The 17,618-nt window shown below is 70.4% G+C and carries 9 protein-coding genes and 1 pseudogene; 5 read left to right on the top strand and 5 right to left on the bottom strand.

What is annotated here, in order from left to right; all coding sequences use genetic code 11:
* Nucleotides 1–39 precede the first annotated feature (39 nt).
* Together ABD990_RS07720 and ABD990_RS34320 are read left to right on the top strand one after the other, a co-directional pair.
* The gene (locus ABD990_RS07720; protein ID WP_345379347.1) at nt 40–2,655 is read left to right on the top strand and encodes a DEAD/DEAH box helicase; all 2,616 of its coding nucleotides are present in this window, start codon (nt 40–42) and stop codon (nt 2,653–2,655) included.
* Nucleotides 2,656–2,781: 126 nt separating this feature from the next.
* Nucleotides 2,782–3,789 (top strand): annotated as a pseudogene (locus ABD990_RS34320) (DUF222 domain-containing protein); the annotation flags it as partial.
* A gap of 420 nt (nt 3,790–4,209) precedes the next feature.
* Here ABD990_RS34320 and ABD990_RS07710 read toward each other — a convergent pair.
* The 5 genes from ABD990_RS07710 to ABD990_RS07690 form a co-directional block, all read right to left on the bottom strand.
* Nucleotides 4,210–5,982 (bottom strand): DUF262 domain-containing protein, encoded by a 1,773-nt coding sequence (locus ABD990_RS07710; protein ID WP_345379345.1) that lies wholly within the window; start codon nt 5,980–5,982, stop codon nt 4,210–4,212.
* A complete protein-coding gene (locus tag ABD990_RS07705) occupies nt 5,979–6,356 on the bottom strand; it encodes a hypothetical protein (protein WP_345379344.1) in 378 nt (125 codons plus the stop codon). Before ABD990_RS07705 ends, ABD990_RS07710 begins: the two co-directional genes overlap by 4 nt.
* On the bottom strand, nt 6,353–8,761 hold the full coding sequence (locus tag ABD990_RS07700) for an AAA family ATPase (protein WP_345379343.1): 2,409 nt from the start codon (nt 8,759–8,761) through the stop codon (nt 6,353–6,355). The genes ABD990_RS07705 and ABD990_RS07700 overlap by 4 nt, the downstream gene beginning before the upstream one ends.
* A 91-nt stretch (nt 8,762–8,852) precedes the next feature.
* Nucleotides 8,853–14,159 carry an AAA domain-containing protein gene (locus ABD990_RS07695; protein WP_345379342.1) on the bottom strand — a complete coding sequence of 1,769 codons (5,307 nt, stop codon included), beginning with the start codon at nt 14,157–14,159 and terminating at the stop codon, nt 8,853–8,855.
* 78 nt (nt 14,160–14,237) lie between these two features.
* Nucleotides 14,238–14,753, bottom strand: a complete 516-nt coding sequence (locus ABD990_RS07690) for a hypothetical protein (protein WP_345379341.1) — start codon at nt 14,751–14,753, stop codon at nt 14,238–14,240.
* An 81-nt stretch (nt 14,754–14,834) separates the two neighbouring features.
* Between ABD990_RS07690 and ABD990_RS07685 the strand changes: the two genes are divergently transcribed.
* From ABD990_RS07685 to ABD990_RS07675, 3 genes are all read left to right on the top strand, one after another.
* Nucleotides 14,835–16,502 (top strand): DEAD/DEAH box helicase, encoded by a 1,668-nt coding sequence (locus ABD990_RS07685; RefSeq protein ID WP_345379340.1) that lies wholly within the window; start codon nt 14,835–14,837, stop codon nt 16,500–16,502.
* 111 nt (nt 16,503–16,613) lie between these two features.
* Complete coding sequence (locus ABD990_RS07680) at nt 16,614–17,006, top strand: hypothetical protein (RefSeq protein WP_345379339.1); 393 nt, start codon at nt 16,614–16,616, stop codon at nt 17,004–17,006.
* A 56-nt stretch (nt 17,007–17,062) separates the two neighbouring features.
* On the top strand, nt 17,063–17,569 hold the full coding sequence (locus ABD990_RS07675; protein ID WP_345379338.1) for a hypothetical protein: 507 nt from the start codon (nt 17,063–17,065) through the stop codon (nt 17,567–17,569).
* The last annotated feature ends 49 nt before the right edge of the window (nt 17,570–17,618 follow it).

Genomic DNA, 17,618 nt, shown 5'->3' with positions numbered 1-17,618 from the left:
CTCCTGAGCGTGTACCGGGCCGCACAGGATCGTGACAGCGTGGAGGCTCTCGCGCGTCGGGCCGATGAGGATCTGCCGGTACTGGCCGAGGTCGCGCTGGGCGCCCCACCCCGGGCGAAGCTGATGGATCACCTGATCGATCCGATGCGCGAGCAGTGGCTGCCCACGCTCGGAGCGCAGGATCTCGCCGAGATCGTCAATCTGGTGCAGCACGGGCTCACCGGAGACGCACGCGACGAGGTGCTCCGGACCACGCAGGAGCGAGTCGACTTCCTCCGAGCGCGGCGCCGCACGGACAACTTCAAGGCCGTTCTTCGGCGCGAGTTCATCGCCAGGAACAAGGATCGTCGCCCGGTTCTGACGACGTCGGCGCCCCAGAGCGAGCGGGACGCATCGGAATGGCGGATCACGGGTGCGGGCGCGACCGACCCGCGTGAGCCGTATCCGCATCAGCGAGAGGCGTGGAGTGCCATGGACGCGCTCCTCGACGACGACGCCTCCGACGACCGTGGAGGCCTCCTGATCCTGCCGACGGGTGCCGGGAAGACCTACACGATGGTCCGCTGGCTCCTGCAGCGCATGAGCAAGGACGCCGACCTAACGGTGCTGTGGATCGCCGATCGGCAGGAACTCGTGGAACAGGCTGCGTGGACCTTCGTCGAGGTCGGCCGGTCGCTGCCGCTCGGCGTCGAGCGCACCCTGCGCCGCATCCACAGCGGGGCGAATGTCGCGACGACGCTCGCGAGCGAGGCTCTCGACATCGCCGTCGTGACCCGGCAGAGCCTGCGCGGCAAGTTCGACGCGGGGACGCGGAAGCGGATCCAGAAATTCGTCGGCGGCCGCCGGACGATCGTCGTCATCGACGAGGCGCACCACGCCATCGCGCCCACCTACGCTCAGGTCCTGACCCTCCTCGACGACCTCTGTCAGCCAATGCTCGTCGGTCTCACCGCCACTCCGTGGCCGAGTGGGTACGGCGGCACGATGGAGCTGCGCCAACGCTTCCCCCGGGTGCTGGCGAAGGTCGATCCGGCCGAGCTCGTCCGGTCCGGGGTCCTGGCTAGGCCGGTGCACCACAGTGTCGAGACCGCACAGCGAGTCGAGCTCAGCGACGAGGAGCGCACCCAGCTCGGCAAGGGCGATCTCACCGCCGACCTCTTGCGCCGCTTCGACGTCGCCCGACGCAACGATCTGATCGTCGAGACGTGGTCGAACCGGCGAGAGGAGTGGGGCAAGACTCTCGTGTTCGCGGTGAACATCGCGCATGCCGACCACCTCGGCCGGCTCTTCGAGGAGCAGGGCGCACCCACGTTGGTCGTGCACACGCGGTCGGGGAGGGCCCGTGGCGAGGTGCTCGACGAGTTCCGTGAGGCAACGCAGCCGACGGTGCTGGTCAGCGTTGGCATGCTGACCGAGGGTGTGGATCTTCCCGACGCGCGGACGGTGTTCCTCGCTCGACCGACGACGAGCCGGATCCTGCTGCGCCAGATGATCGGGCGGGTGCTGAGGGGTCCGCGTGCGGGCGGCGAGGCTCTCGCGCACATCGTCGACGTCCGCGACAAGTGGGACGAGGACGTCGACGTCCTGCGTCCGATCGAGATCCCGCTCGGTACCGGGCAACCCGAGCCGCCCCGGGGCGAGACTGACGGGCTCCACCGGCTCCCCAGGATTGTCGACGAGGCGAGCGGGGTGGACGTTCCGGAGGACGTCGTCGCGCGGGTGCTGCGAGCCTGCGTGGAGCGTCATCGCGGCTCCTCCACGGTGCCGATGGTGAGGAGCCTCAGGCTGACCGGGTTCTACCGGCTCGACGAACTGAGCCCGCCCGTCTTCGACCACACACAGCGCCGCTACGAGGCGCTGGTCGAGTCGGAGGTGGCGGGGAACCACGTGTCGGTGGCGAAGGCGATGGAGAGTTTCGAGGATCTGCCCATCCCGCGTCCGCTGCGCCGGGACGTCGAAGCCGTTCTCGACTTCGTGCGGTCGCAGGGCGTCGCGCCGCCGCTCGAGCCGTTGCAGGTCATGGTCGACGTCAGAGCCATCGCGGCCGACCTCGCCGACAGGGCCATGTCGCCCCTCGACCAGCACGCCTGGCTGAAGGAGAGGTTCGAGACGAGCCTGGCCCGAGCCGTCTACCCGAGCTTCCAGGCGTTCGACGAGGCCGTCCACCAGGCACTCTTCGCACTCGCCTCGCCGGGGAGGATCGACCCGGAGGACGTCCGGCCCGGGAGCGGAGGGGAGAAGCTGGTCGCCGTCGCCGAGCGGGACCTCTCCGTACTGCTCGACAGAGTGCGCACGCGGGCTCAGGAGCTCGTGGCCGACGAGGATCCCGTCTATCGCGATCTCCTCGGCACTCGACTCGACATCGGCTGGACGCGCGACGTCGACCGCACAGCCTTCGCGCGGTGGGCGCCGCGGATGGCGGGGAGGCGCCGGGGTGAGCCGAAGATCTGGGTCAGCTCGATGCTGCGTGTCGACCCGGCACAGGTGCCGGACGGCGTCCTCGAGTACCTGATCTGGCACGAGGTCGTCCATCACCTGCTCCCCGGCCAAGGCCACGATGCCGGGTTCCGCCGACTCGAAGCGCTGTGGCCGGAGTCGGCCAGCCATGACTACTTCCTCGACACCCTCGGGGAGCGTTTCGATCTCACCGCCTGACCGGTCGTCGGCTCTAGACGACCGCTCGTCGCAGTCAGCTTTCCTCGAACGTGTGTTCGGCTAGCGTCGGGTGCATGTCGGAGTGGGAGCTGGGGTTGGACGAGGGCGCGCTGCCCTGGTCCTCCGATGCCGTGCTGTCCGACGTGGTGGACGAGGTCGGTGGCGTGGAGCCTGCGCTCGCGCTCCTCTTCGGTGAGATCGGGGAAGTGCTCCCGCCGGCCGTCCACCCTGGACGATCGGGAGCTGGTCGAGGCGATCGTGGAGCAGGAGCGGCTCAGCCGTGTCCACGCGGCGCGCCGCACCCGGTTGATCGCGGAGCTGCAGCGGCGTCGTCCTGGTGACGAGCCCGGGGTGACCAGCGAGGACGACGCACCGATGGTGTTCCCGACATCCCGGTGGGCGCCGGACGAGCTGGGTCTGGCGCTGTCAATGTCGCGGCTCACCGCGAAGAGCGCACTGGCTCAGGCCGCCCGGCTTGACGCACTGTTCCCCGAGGTCATGGAGGCGCTCGACGAGGGGCGGATCGACTCCTACCGGGCCCAGCTCATCCACGATCTGACCCTGAACCTGCCCGACGCGCAGGCGCGCGCCGTCGCCGCCGTCGTGCTGCCTACAGCCGGAACGCAGACCTACTCCATGCTCCGGGCCGACATCCGCGCGGCGACCATGCGGCTCGATCCGGAGGGGGCGAACGAGCGACACCGGCAGGCTCGCAGCGGTCGTCGGGTGGACGTCTATGCCGAGGAGGAGGGCATGGTCGCATTACGGGCGGTCGTGCCCGCCACCGAGGCCGACGCCATCTGGCACCTGCTCACCCGGCTCGCCCGCAGCATGGAGGACGACGAGCGGAGTCTCGACCAGCGCCGCGCGGACCTGGTGGTCGACCTGCTCCGCGGCCGGCTGAGCCTGACCGATCTGGAACAGCGCGAGCCAGGCTCGTTGTCTCCCGCCCCCGGTGCGGGCACCGCCCTGGTGCAGGTCGTGGTGGGTCTGGACACGCTGACCGGGGCCTCCGAGCAGCCCGGCCACCTGACCGGGTACGGCCCGATCCCCGCCGACCTGGCCCGCGAGGCCGCCGCGGACGGCGTGTGGCGACGGCTGGTCACCGACCCCGTGAGCGGGTCGCTGCTGGACCACGGCCGCGAGACCTACCGGGCGCCGAGGGCCCTGGCGGACTTCGTACGGGCCCGGGACCAGGTGTGTCGGCACCCGATCTGTCGCAGGCGGGCGATCGACTCGGAGTTGGATCACCGGGTGCGTTGTGCGGACGGCGGCGCAACGAGCGCGGCGAACCTCGTGGGGCACTGCAAGCACCACAACCTGTTGAAGGAACAGGGCAGGTGGGAGGTCCTGGCCCATCCGGACGGGACGATCACCTGGGTCACTCCCACCGGCCACCGCTACTCCAGCCGCCCCACGACTATCGCCCGTACAGCGCGGGCCGGGAACCTCCCGATCTTCGTGCCACTACCGACACCGACACGGCCCCGCCGATCGACGACGAACCGCCCTTCTGAGCCGACCTCTGCCTCGTCGCGTCCGCGCGTTCACGCCTCAGCTCAGCGGGAAGCGCGAGACGACCTGCGCCGCGAGTTCCCGCGTGCGGGCGTCGATGTCGGCTGCCGTCCACGAGTCCTTCGTAGCCAGACCGGTGTTCAGAGCGAGGCCGTTCCGGTACCCGATGTGCAGTCCACGGGCATCGGTGCGATCGCGCTTATCGACGAAGGACTTGTTGCCGAGCGTGCTGTTGTAGGCCGTGATCGTCAGGTTGCCGAGGCGGTGGACGTGGGCCTCCTGCACCGTCGTCGCGGCGTCCGGGCCGCCGAGCATGTCCACCCAGGCCTGCGGGAGGTTCTTGCCCTGGGGCAGGACGTGCTCGATCGTGAAGGTGTAGTGGCCCTTCTCCTGCACCCACAGGTCCCGCCACGTCTCCTTCGTCATCGCGTGCTCGGCGAGGGACACGAGGATGAACCGCGTGACGTCCGAATTCTCGTCGTAGATCGGGCCCTCGAGACGGTCACGGAACTCGGCGTCACTGGAGGAGACGGCGACGAGGTCCCGGACGATCCTGGCGACCACTGCGTCACCGGTGAGCCCCACGACGTTCCCGACGATGCCCATGAACAGGGTCGGCAGCCCGTAGGTCTGCGGGAACCCGGTGAGGTTGCGTCGGACGAAGAAGCTGGTCAGGCGACGAACGACCGCGACGAGATGGTCGTCGGAGACCTTCAACTCGTCCCGCTTGGACAACAGCCACATCAGCAGGATGTACGACGGAGCTCCTTGGGCCCGCATGAGCTTGCGGAGAGCGTCGTCCAGCTCTGTCGGCTCGTCGAGCTCGGTCACGCACGTCACGCGGCCGTAGATGCCGCTCGCGGTGACGAGTGCCTCCATGCGCGCGCGGAGGTCGCCACTGAGCAGCTTCTCGTAGATGCCGATCAGCTTGCTCTTCGTCGCGACCTGTGCGTTGAGTACCTCGGGAAGCTCGGCCTTGAAGGCGTTGTAGTAATGACGCAGAAAGCGCTCGTGGGTCGAGTAAGTGTCGCCGAGGTTCGACAGCATCTCGTTCCACATCTTGAACGCGTCGTCGACGTCCAGGCCGTCTCCGCTGGACGCGGCGAGCAGGTGGTTCTTGATGAGGTCGACAGGCGTGAGCGGCATCCCGCGGTTGTTCAGAGACTCGAACAGCACGAAGGCGTCCGCATGACTGGCCACTTCGATCTTGACCAGGATCGCCTGCTGGGCCGTGTGCAGGACGCGCTCGGCGGCCTCGACGGCGGTAGTGCCTTCGGACTCGGCCAGCTCCGCGATCGCCGTGCGGAAGTACTGGAAGCACTTGTGGATCCTGCGCATCGGGAAGTACGGCAGCTGGACCGACTCGATCTTGAGCCCTGCGATCGTGAGGACACGACGGTAGTCGTCCAGGTTCTTGCCCTGGGTCTGTGGCGTGACACGAAGGTGTCCGCCCGGGAGCACCAGCCGTTTGCCCAGACTGATCATGGCGAACTGCGCGTCGTCGTCGAGTTCGTCCCTGTGCTCTTTGAAAATCGAATAGATCGAGGAGAGCAGGAGCGTCAAGGTGGTGGCGCGCTGCTGGCCGTCGATGAGTTCGAGGACCGTGCTGTCGACGGCGTCCTTGGTCTGGTTCAGCGTGATGATGGTGCCGAGGAAATGAGCTCCCTCAGCCTCGACGAGGTCCTGGAAGAGGTCCTCCCACTCCTTCTTCTGCCAGGAGTACTCCCGCTGGTAGCGCGGGATCCGGTAGACGATGTTGCTCTCGGTACTGAAGAGGGCGTGGACCGGGTACTGGCTGGCTGAGTTGATCACGGTGTCCTCTTCGGGGGAGCGGCGAGTGTGGTGACCAGTGTGTGAACGTCGTGGTGCCATGAGCGGAGCTCGGGGCCTGTTGGCGCGAGTTCGTAGGCGTGGTGGTGGGCGGCTCTGCTCAGGGTGTGCCAGAGCTCGGTGGCGCGGGAGCCGAGGTCTTGGTCGATAGTGCGGGTCAGGGTGAGTAGTTGGGCGCGCCTGGTGACCTCCGCGATGGCGGGGTCGTGGGTCGCCCAGAAGTCGTCGAGGCCGTGCTCGAAGGCGAGCCGGATGAGCCAGGTGCAGGTGCGGGGCCAGGCGCCGTGCTCGACGAGCTCCGGTTCCTTCAGGATCCGGTCGGCGACGGCGAGGCGACGGAAGGCGTCATGGCTCATTTCTGCAACCACTCCGCGAGCTTCTTGACGTCTTTCACGAAGGGATGGAGGTCGCCGGTCAGGCCCTTGTGCGCGCCCTTCTTGCACTTCTGGAAGGCGTCGACGCCGTCCGGGCCGAGGCCCGATTTGATGCGGCCGAGGAGGTCACTGCCGCGCTTCGGGTCGTCGAAGACGGCGAGAGTGGCCTTCTTGTTCGTCGTCTCGGCCTCGGCGAGGAGTGACTCGACGGCGGCGTGGGTGTGGCCTGCGGCGAGGCGGACCGAGCGGATCTTGGTGTGGCAGGCGGCCTCGACGGCGCTGCGGCAGCAGGAGGCGACGAGCTCGCTGCGGATATCCGGCGGGAGGTCCTTGGTCGAGGCCATGGCCTTGGCGTCGTCGAGGTAGCGGGCGATCGGGTCGTCGCTGCGGCGCATCTCGACGGCGGAGCGCTCGCCGCGGGCGACCTCCCAGATCGTGGCGGAGAGCTCGAGGCGGCGGACGGCGTCGGCGAGGCGGTCGTCGTGGGTGAAGACGACGACCTGCCGGGACTCGGCGACCTCGGCGAGGACGCGGGCCAGGCCGTCGACCTTGGCGGGGTCCATGGCCTGCACCGGGTCGTCGATCAGGACGAAGCGGAACGGGCTCTGGTCCACCGTGGCGCGCGGCAGGAACAGCGACAGGCCGAGGGCGTGGAGTTCGCCCTGGCTCATCACGCCGAGGGCGGTTCCGCCGTCGACGCCGTCGATCCGGACGTCCATCGCGACCCGTCGACGGGTGGCGGCGCCGTCGAGTCGGACCGGGCCCAGCTCGACGTTGCTCTGTTGGCGCAGGGCCTGCCACACCGACTGGGACTGTTCGGCGAACGGAGCGAGGCGCTGGTCGCGCAGCTTCCCGGCGGTGTCGGAGAGCCACTTGTCGGCGCGCTCCAGCCCCGCGAGCCGTTCGGCCTGGGCGGCGGCCTGTGCTGCCTCGTCGTGCCAGGCGCTCAGCCTGCGCGCGACCGGTGCCCAGGTCTCGTCGAGGTGGGCGAGCTGCTGCTCCGCCGCGGCCTGGATCTCGGTGAGCTCAGTGAGGGCAGGCCCGTGCGCGGCCTCCAGCGCCTGGGCCAGAGCGGCGGGTCCGGTGGTCTGCGCGGCGGCGGACCAGGCCTGGATTGCCTCGCCGGGTTCGGGAACGGGGAGGGGCCGGACGAGTGCACGGGCAGCCGATACGGCCCGATCGAGCGCCGCGGTCAGCCGCCGCGACTCCGCGGTGGCCTGCTCGAGCTCCTCCGCGCGGGCGGCGGCCCGGGTCCGCCAGCTCTCGTCGAGGGTCCCCTGCCCACAGACCGGGCAGGTCGGGGTCGCGGACTCGGCGTGGTCGTGCAGGGCCGCGCGGAGCAGCTGGGCGACGCGGTCGGCGTGACCGGTCTCCGCGGTCGCGGCGGCGGCGTGCTCGTCGAGTCGGCGGCGGATCTCCGCTGCGGCAGCGGCCACCTCGTCGGGTTCGGGAAGACGTTGCGCGACGACGGCGCGCAGGGGTGCGGACACGGCGTCCGGTTCGCCGGCCCCGGAGATCAGCTCGGCGACCGCGGCGAGATTCGGCTTGGTGGGCTTGAGCAGCGCGGCGGCCTCGGCGAGGCGGGGGTCGTCGCTGCCCTCGAGCTCGGTCCGCAGCGCCTTCCGCTGGGCGTTCGCGGACCGAGCGGCCTCGCCGACCCGCTTGCGGGCGGCCTTGATGCGCTCGTGGGCGGTGGTGAGGGCGCCGAGTCCGAGCAGGCGGTGCAGGGCGTCGTGCAGCTCGCTGGGCTTGCCGTCGATCAGCGTGCCGAGCTCGCTGTAGGAGAGGAAGGGGCGGTAGGTGCCCATCGCCTCCCGCCAGTCTGAGCCGTCGAAGTCCACACGCTTCGCCCGCGGCGCCTGACGGGTCCACCGGCCCTCGTCGAGCTCTGCGCCCTTATCCCAGCGTCTCTCGATGCGGGTCGTCCCGAGCGTCCCCGCGGTGATCAGGTCGACGGAGACGGAGCGCTCGCCGTCGGAATGGAGGTTGCGCCAGCCGTCCCGCCACACGCTCGTTCGGTTCTCCCAGCGGCGGCTGGTGCCGGTCATCACGAGCTCCGCGGCCTCGGCGAAGCTCGACTTGCCCGAGCCGTTGCGGCCGGTAACCAGGGTCAGGCCCGGACCGGGCTTGAGCGGCAGGGTCGCGGGATCCGCGATGCCGCGGAAGCCCTCGACATGCACGGCAGCCAGGTAGACGTCCGGGTGCTCGGGGACCTCGGCTCCAGGGCGCTCCGCGGCGGGTGCGCCGCGGCCTTCGACAGCGTCGGTGAGCTCCTGGTCGCTCGCCCACGCGGCGAGGACGAGCGCGGAGACGGTGTCGTCCGCGGCCTCGTCCTCCAGCAGGCGCTCCATCAGCAGGTCGAAGAGGCCGTGCTCCGCCTCGTCCATGCATCCCCCCGGATGATCGTTCTGCGAGCACGCTAGCGGTGGTCGGTCACCCGCTGTTCACGCGGGCTCACGGACAGGTGACACGGCGGTCTCAGGTCGCACCGTGGCCGTCCGCACCGTCGCAGCGGACGAGCGGAGCGATCTGCTCGAGGCGGGCGCGGATGACGTGACCGAGCTTGGTGTTGTCGTAGCGCTGCATCGTGGCGCGATAGACCGCTGTCGGGTCTGCCCAGCCGACGCTCGCCGCCTCCTCCGCCATCACGGCGGCGAGCTCGGCGGGTGGGACCTGGTCGAAAGAGCGGGGGCCGAGGGCGCGGACCCGGACCTCGGGCTGATCGGCGAGGCGCAGCGTGACCGGCTTGATGCCGGTCTCGCCGAGGGGGTTGTCCCGTACCAGGCGGCCCGTCCTGATCGCCGAGCTGATGGCGGAGTTCAAGGCCTTGGTGATCAGTGCGCCTGCTCGTCTGCCCGCGGAGGAGCGGACGTAGACGTGGTGCAGCCGGCTGCCGAGCACCGGGCCCTCCACCGCGACGATGTCGACGAGCCCGTCGATGATCTCCTTGGTCGACGCCTCCGACACCGGCGTCGTGGAGCCGTGGAACTCCTGGTAGACGGCGCGGCGCACCCGGCCAGGGGCGACCACTTCGGCCCCCGGCTCGGCGTCGACGAGGTCGTCCGTCCAGGTCTCGACGTTCGCAGGTGAGGGAGAGGTTGGCGTCGGTGGTACCACCTCGACGGCGCGGAGGCCCCACGCCGGCGTCGAGGCCTCGGAGTCGGCTTCCGAAGCGGGCTCGGCCTCGGCGTGAGAGGTCTGGACGAGGTCGACCTCGAAGTCGAGGACGTTGTCCGTATCGTCCGACACGGGAGTCGCCCAGCCCGCCGGGTGGATGTCGAGCTCGGTGAGCGTCGCCCACAGCGGTTCGAGCGCTGCCGCGGGGTCTCGGTAGAACTCGGACTCGAGGATGCGGTGGAAGCGCCAGCCGCAGCGCTCCAGCTCCCGCTGCCTGCCCATGTCCCGCTGGTACGCCTCGGGACCGTGCCAGAAGTCGCCGTCGCACTCGATGGCGAGCCGCCGCGTGGGGCCCACGGCGACGAGGTCGATCGAGTAGCCGAGCGACTCGTACTGCGGGATCAGCGTGTACCCGCGGCTCCTGATCCGGTTGTGGACGCGCTGCTCGAAGAGCGAGCCGAACGGGGCGACGGGCATGTCCTCGGGGACCAGACCGGTCGTGGCGCCCTCGTGCTCCTCGACGCCGCGGTCGGCCACGCCGTAGCAGTAGTCCAGCAGCTGGTACCGCATGTCCTCGGGATTCGTCAGCGAGCTGCGGTCCACCGAGTGGAAGACCCAGAGCTGGTCCTTGGCCCGTGAGGCGGCGACGTTGTAGCGCTGTACGTACATCGTCTGGGTCAGGGCGGTGAGCCTGCGTTCGGGTCCGGGGGCGGCCACCATCGAGAGGAAGACGACATCCCGCTCGGAGCCCTGGAAGTCCGCCGCGTCGCCACAGCGAAGGTCGCGAGCCGCCCACTCCTCGGGCGTGATCCGGTCGAGCAACGCCTTCTCGATCGCCTTGGCCTGGCCTGTGCCCAGCAGCGAGATCACGCCGAAGGTGCGCCCGTCGTACGCGGGGTCGGCGATGCACTTCTCGACCTGGGCGACGATGGCGTCGATCTCGGCGGGGTTCGTCCGCGTGCTCGACGAGCCCTTCTCATAGCCGTTCCGCACGAAGACCGGCTTGACGGGCTCGAGACGGTCGGCTCCGAACTGACGCACCGGGATGAGCCGCACGCCGTCGGGCTCGTAGGCGATGCGGTTGGAGAAGCCGATGATCTCGGGAACGCACCGCCGGTGCTCGACGAGCGTGATCATGCCGCTGAAGCGCATCTTCGCCTCGTCGAACAGCGAGCGCTGCGGGTCCTGCCAGGTGGAGCGGAACTGGTCGTCGTGCAGGTACTGCGCGCCGAGGTCGCGCAGCTCCTGCTGGTCCACCCCGACCGCCGAGGGCGACACCTGGCGGTCGTCACCGATGACGACGATCTTCGGCGCCATGTACTGGAGGAAGGAGGCCTCGATGCCCGCTTGCGAGGCCTCGTCGACGATCACGACGTCGAACATGTCCGGCTGGACGTCGAACTGGTCGGCGATGCGGTAGAGCGGCATGATCCACACAGGCACGGCGGGGCGGCAGCGGTCCATCGCCGAGCGGATCTCGCGTCGGCGCTGGACCGCGTAGGTGCCGGTCCCCTTCCCGAGCCGCTTGACCAGCGAGGCGTACTGCTCGAGCGATGCCCGGGATCCACGCGTCAGCCGGCCGGGCGCCACGGCGTGGTCCCAAGAACGCACCGCGGACAACTCGGTCACGTGGTGACGGATTCGTTCCTCGACGGCGAGGATCTCGCGCTGCACGGCGTTGACGTCCGCGGCCTCCTGCCCGGCGAGCCACGCCGAGGCGACGGCGTGTCGCCAGGCGTCTTCGATGTCGGGCACCCGGTCGTCCCAGATCGGGGCGGCCGCGGTCCCGGCCAGCGCGGTCGCCAACTCGGGGGCCGTCTCCAGCCGGGCGGCGAGACCGTCTCTACTGCGGAGAAGGTCACGAACCTGCCAGAGGCGGACGAGCCGTTGGTGGGCGGCCGCGTAGCCGCGGTCGTCCCGGCTGCGGGCGGCCCCGACGAGTGCGTTCAGCACCGGGGCGGCGTCGGGCTCCCGCTCGGCATCGGCGAGCGCGGCCATCGCGGCGTCGATTCGGGCGGTCTCGGCTGCGGCGTCCTCGGCGGCGGCCACCCCGGCGAACACGGCGAGGTACCGCTCGACGGCAGGCGGTGTCAGCCACGCGGGCTGGGGGAGGCCGAGCGCGGTGACGCGGGCGGCCTCGGCGGCGAGCCGCCGGTCGGTCTCCAGCAGTCGCGCGAGCACCACGGTCTCGGCGCGGTGCCACTGGAGCCGCTCCGCGGGTGTGTCCTCCTCCGGGATGACGACGGTCGCCGGCCACGCGCGGTCCAGTGCGTCCAGGACCTGGTCGGCCTCGACCCAGAGCAGGAAGGCTCGCACTTGCTCGGCCGTCGTCGGAGCCTGGCCGTCGACCCGAACGCGCGCGAAGAACGACTCGGCCGCCTTGACCGCGCGGGGCGTCAACATGCCTTGCTTGGGGATCCCGTCGCCGCCGAGCTTGATGGTGTTCCCGGCGGCGAGGTGGTCCTCGACTCCACGCGCTGCGGGGACGAGCAGCCCGATGTCGTCGCCGTGCACGGTCACGGAGGTGGCCGGTCCAAGCTCGGCCACGATCCGGCCCGCCTGGTCGAGCAGCGCGCTGAGGTCGCCGTGGCGACCCGACCAGACGGAACCCCGGCCGCGCGCGAGATCGCCGAGTGCTTCGGGCAGCCACGCCTCCGGACGGGCGAGGAGCTCACGGACCTCCGTCATCACTCCGGCGACGGCGGCGGTCAGCAGCCGGCGGGTCTCGGGGTCGAGGGCCGCGGCAGGCGCGTGGGCGGGATCGTCTCGCAGCACGGCGTAGGACTCGGCGACGCCGTGCGCGCGTCGCTCGGCTTGCACCGACGCGGCGAACGCGGCGGGGGCCGGCAGCGCGTCGATGGCGACGAGCCTGCGCCCGGCTTCGGGCTCGTCGGCGACGAGATCGCTGTCGCAGAGGTGCGCTCGCCACTGCGCGAGCTCGGGCCCGGAGACCGGCGCGGGACCCGAAGGCGCCGAGACCAGCTCCGACAGCCAGCCGTACCGATCGTCGCCCGCGCGCACGAGCCGGGCGACTGCGGCAGGGGTCCCGCGGTACCCGTCGAGGTCGACCTCGACGACCTCGCGCTCACGGGCCTCCTGGAGGCGGTGTGACAGATCGGCGCGAAGCCTGCGGAGATCGTCGACGGCGTCGAGGTGCCGTCGGATCGCGCGGGCGGCGTCGTCGGCGTCGTGTTCCTGTGCGGTGGAGGCGATCCGCTCGACGGCGACGCGAAGGTCCGACATGTCCTCGCGGGACGACCCCACGACCGCGACCGCCAGCGGCTGGATGGCCTCGGGCAGCTTCTCCCGGACCTCCTTGAGCGCTCGGTCGGTCTGAGCTGTCACCAGGATCCGCTTGCCCTGGGCGAGCAGGTGAGTGATCAGAACTGCGGCGGTGTGGGTCTTGCCGGTCCCGGGCGGGCCCTGGATCAGCGTCTGCGCGGTGCCGTCCACGCGCTTGAGGATCTGGAGCTGGCGTTCGTTGACGGGCAGTGGCAGGAACGGGTCGTCGTCCACCCGAACCACCGCGCCGCCTCCGTGCTCGGCACCGGCGGTGCCGGCGGGCTCGTGGTCGGCATCGACGAGGGGGCGGATGCCGTCAGGTACCTCGCCGGCCTCACGCAGCTGCTCGACGATGCGCCGGAAGATCTCCTGCAGACCCTTCTGGGAGCGCCTGCGCAAGAGGAGGGCGGGCGCGAACGAGGTGACGGGCGTCCGGGTCGGCGTCGTGGCGTCGTCCTCGTTCCGGTATGCGGCGTCGGCGGCGAGCTGGTGGGTCAGCCGTCGGCCGAGCTCGCCCATCCGGTCGCGGTCCATCGGGTGCGCGTCACTGTCCCGAGCGCGGTCGCGAAGCTCGTTCACCAGCTTCGGCTGTCCGACAAGGCCCGGGTCGAGCATGTCCAGCTCGAGGGCGGAGCCGTCGACGGAATCGTCGACGAGCACGCTCAGCCGACCCGAGTCCTCGTCGAACTCAATCCGGGCAGCCGTGGTGACCAGGTGTCGTCGGACTCGGGTCCCCGTCGGCGGCGTCCAGGCGAGCAGGCTGCTTCCGACGACCAGCTCGAGCTCCTCCGGGTGGCCCGAGGCCGCGACGTGGGCTGAGAAGAGGTCGTTGTAGTAGTCGCGAACGGGCTGGTCGCGTCCTTGTTGCTCGGCCCAAGCCCGCCAGTGGGGCAGGAACTCGGCGAACAGCTCATCGATCTCGGGACGCTCGTCGCGGCCGACCCGGCGCCGCAACGAGCCGCCCTCCGAGGTCTCGACCTCGAGAAGGCGGTGCTCGCGCAGTTCGGGTTCACGCGTCGGGTCGGTCGGCGGGTCGGTCAGCCACTCCGCCAGCTCGGCATCAGGTTCCGGCGCGGGAACGGCAGCGAGTCGATCAACGACGAGGATCACTCCGCTGCCCTCGGCAGGAGCGTCCCGCACACCGCCGTGGACTGCGCCGTGGTCGGGGGCATCGGCGAGCCACAGCACAGCTCCGTCGCGGCGGTACTGCTCCAGGTCGGTCACAGCGGAGCTGCGCAGCCGCTGCGCCTCGCCAAGGAAGGTGAACAGGCGGATGGCCCGGTCGACGAGCGGATCCTGGGTGCGCTCCGGCGTGGTCGACTCGTCGTTCATGCTTCGTGCCCCGTGCTCGTCGGCGAACATGACGTTCGCGGCCTTCCCGTCCATGCGACGCGTCCCCGTATCGGAGGTGATCGAATACTTGTTACCAACTGGCCGATTCCATCGGCCGCAGAGCCTTCTGTGTTAGGCCGAACGGCCGCGTCTGTCCCTGTGTCGTGGATCTGCGAGGCTCTGTTTCTCCCTGCGCTGAGCGATCATCAATCCGGATGATCCGGTCGCCTCGGGGTGGGCGTGACATGCGCTGTTCGGGTGGAGGACGGAGTACTGATGGCCGCCGAGGTCGGTGACACGGTCGGAGTCGCGCGAGATCTCGCCAGGCGAGCGACAGGCCTGCTCGGACGTGCCGAGGATCTGCGAGTTCGGGCGCGACACCAGCTCGAGGCGTTGACGGATCGCGAGGTTGAGGCGCGATTGCGGGGGATGCCGCTGTCGGTGTTGCGCGAGAGCGCCGGTCGCGGGGTGCGGTGGGGTGCGATCGAGCAGGCCGGGCTGCGGACTGTCGCCGACGTCCTCGACGCCCGTCGGCTCGTTGCGGTGCCCGGCGTCGGGGAGCGGACCGCTCAGCAGGTGACACAGGCGGCGCGAGCGGCTTCGGCGGCCACGCGCGGCGAGGTCCGGTTCCGGTTCGACGTCGACCATCGCCGCCGTGATGAGGCTGAGCTGCTCGCCACCCTGACCGCACTCCGGGCTGCCGAGGCGGCCCAGGCGATGGCGCCCGGTGTGCGGAGCCTCCTGGACATCACCGAGCCGCTCGCCGACGAGGCCGCCATGCTGGGGAGCTGGTGGCGTCGAACTTTCTCCGGACGACGTCGTCGGGACGCGGCGAGGGGCGCCCACGACCGGCTCGCCGCCATTCTGGCCGAGCCGTCCACGCAGGCCGTCGTGACGGGGATCGCAGACCAGGAGCGGCGCGTCGAGCCCCGGAGCTATCGGCACGCCGACCTCTGGGCGAGGTATCAGCAGGACGCCGCATCGGTCAACGCGTTGCTCTCGACGATCGGCGCCGCGTCGGGCGACGAGGCGTCGGCTCAGGGGTTCGTGCCCGAAGAGCTGCGGCAGCGCGTCGTCGCGATCCCGCTGGACACGTCGCTGCTCAAGGCGACGCTGCGCGGCTATCAGGTGTTCGGTGCTCAGTACGCACTGCACCAGGAGCGCTGTGTGCTTGGTGACGAGATGGGGCTCGGCAAGACCCTGCAGGCGCTGGCGACGCTCTGCCACCTGGCGGCACACGACCAACGTCGCTTCCTCGTCGTCTGCCCCGCGAGCGTTCTGGTCAACTGGGTCAAGGAGACCGAGAAGTTCACCCTGCTGGCGACGCACGTCCTGCACGGTCCGGAGCGAGAACGGGCGGGCGAGCGCTGGTTGCGCGACGGGGGAGTGGCTGTCACGACCTTCGGGACGTTGGCACGGTTGCCCGTACCGGTCCGCGAGACCGAGGCCGCCATGCTGGTGGTCGACGAGGCGCACTACGTCAAGAACCCGGCGGCCGCCCGCTCGAAGGCGGTCGCCGCCGTCGTCGAACGGGCACAGCGGGCCCTCTTCCTCACCGGGACGCCGATGGAGAACAGGGTCGAGGAGTTCCGGGCCTTGGTGGGTTACCTACAGCCCCAGGTCGCCCGGCGCATCGACGCCCGGGACGCGCTCGGCGGGGCCCGTGCCTTCCGTAAGGCGGTTGCGGACGTCTACCTGCGCCGCAACCAGGACGACGTGCTCGACGAGCTCCCCGAGCGCATCGACACGGCCGAGTGGGTCCAGCTCGGGCAGGACGATCGCAGCCGCTACCGAGACGCCGTGGCGTCGGGCAACCTCATGGCCATGCGCCGGGCCGCACTGGCGTCGCCCGAGTCGGCGAAGCTGGAACGGATCCGAGAGATCGTCGCCGAGGCGGCGGAGGACGGCATGAAGGTCCTGATCTTCAGCACGTTCCTGCCGGTCCTGGACCTGCTGGAGCGGACACTCCCCGAGGTCGCGGGCCGCATCGACGGGTCGGTGCCCCCGGCCGCGCGCCAGCAGGTCGTGCAGGACTTCCACGACCGGCCCGACCACTGCGTCCTGGTCAGCCAGATCGAGGCGGGCGGGGTGGGGCTCAACATCCAGGCGGCGTCCGTGGTGATCCTGGCGGAGCCGCACTGGAAGCCGAGCGTCGAGGAGCAGGCCATCGCCCGCGCGCACCGGATGGGACAGGTCCGCCCCGTACAGGTGCACCGCATCCTCGCGGAGGACTCCGTGGACGAACGGATCGTCGAGATCCAGCAGGGCAAGACCCTGCTGTTCGACGCGTTCGCCCGCCGGAGCGAAGCGAAGGAGCGGGACGAGCGCGCGATCGACCGCAGCACCTCGGAGCAGCTGGTCGTCGCCGAACGTGTGCGCTTGGGATTGTCCGCGTAACGACGCCGGTGGCGGTCTCGATGGTCGGGCAGAGCCGATGAGCGGGGGAGAAGGATGCCGACGGGGGCGCGGAGCACGGCGGAGGTCGCGGCGGACGCTCGCGCGATCGTCATGCGCGAGATCGAGCGGCGGGGCGGCCGGGCGATAGAGGTTCAGCACGGCAGGCGCTGGGAGCTGTTGCTGGACAACGGCTCCGGAGAAGCGTCGCGCGTTCGGGTGGTGAGCCGCCGCCGCGGCGACTGGCAGTCCTCGATCAAAGAGGGTGACGGGCAGGGGGCAGCCTGGCGATTCTGGGTCTTCGTGGACCTTGCGCACGAGCCCCGGTTCTGGATGCTCCCCGAACCGGAAGTGGTCGCCGGCATTCGGGACCGGCATCGCGAGTACCTGGCGCGCCACGGGGGCCGGCGGTCGGTGAACGACTACTCCCTTCACTGCGCCATCCGCACCTCAGACGTGGCGCACGGGGCGGATCGCTGGGACCTGTTGGGACTGTCGTGTACTTGACGTGCCCTCGTTGCTTCTCCGCAGATGACGTCGCTCTACGGAGGCTGCCGGACCGCATGGTCGAGTACACCTGCTCCGGTGCCCACGAGGGAGCCGGCGAACACACGTGGCTGGTCTCGCAGGTGCGCGCGGGATGGACCGCTGAGACCGAGGACGGCGTGACCGACGAGCTTCTCGGCCCACTCCTGGACTGCGTCCTGCCCGGCGAGCCGTACGTCGAGTTCGGGATCGTCGAGTTCCGGCTGCGTGAGAGTCGACCCGACCTGTTCCGCGCGCATGTCGCCGACCGCGGGCACGTGATGCTTGCGCCTGGCATCGCAACCGCCTCCAGCGTCAGGTTCGGCACGGCTCTCGGCCGACTGGCGCGATCCGGTGATCTGCTTTCCCGGTACGGTGCCGCCACCGGCGCGTGGAAGTACAACGGGCAGGTCAGCTACTGGGCGAGGCCGCCCGCTCCGAGCGGGTCGCTGAGTTGGGCTGAGCATTGCGAGCACCTCGGCCGCTCGCCGGAATGGACAGACGACGATCGCGCAGCAGCGCGCGGCAGCGACAGCGGGTCGTGATCTCGACTGGGTCGCGGCCCCGGAGGTCGCCGCGAGACGCTATTGGCGG

The organism is Pseudonocardia yuanmonensis, from assembly GCF_039542425.1.
Lineage (GTDB): Bacteria > Actinomycetota > Actinomycetes > Mycobacteriales > Pseudonocardiaceae > Pseudonocardia > Pseudonocardia yuanmonensis.
The sequence above is the reverse complement of the archived record's forward strand: the minus strand, read 5'-3'. Positions and strand labels throughout refer to the sequence as shown.

What these genes read in the sequence shown, in the direction of transcription:
- ABD990_RS07680 (WP_345379339.1), top strand. Translation starts at nt 16,614, where the DNA reads ATGCGCGAGATCGAGCGGCGGGGCGGCCGGGCGATAGAGGTTCAGCAC.
- ABD990_RS07690 (WP_345379341.1), bottom strand. Translation starts at nt 14,753, where the DNA reads ATGGTCGACGTCGAACCGGAACCGGACCTCGCCGCGCGTGGCCGCCGA.
- ABD990_RS07705 (WP_345379344.1), bottom strand. Translation starts at nt 6,356, where the DNA reads ATGAGCCATGACGCCTTCCGTCGCCTCGCCGTCGCCGACCGGATCCTG.
- ABD990_RS07700 (WP_345379343.1), bottom strand. Translation starts at nt 8,761, where the DNA reads ATGGACGAGGCGGAGCACGGCCTCTTCGACCTGCTGATGGAGCGCCTG.
- ABD990_RS07675 (WP_345379338.1), top strand. Translation starts at nt 17,063, where the DNA reads ATGGTCGAGTACACCTGCTCCGGTGCCCACGAGGGAGCCGGCGAACAC.
- ABD990_RS07695 (WP_345379342.1), bottom strand. Translation starts at nt 14,159, where the DNA reads ATGGACGGGAAGGCCGCGAACGTCATGTTCGCCGACGAGCACGGGGCA.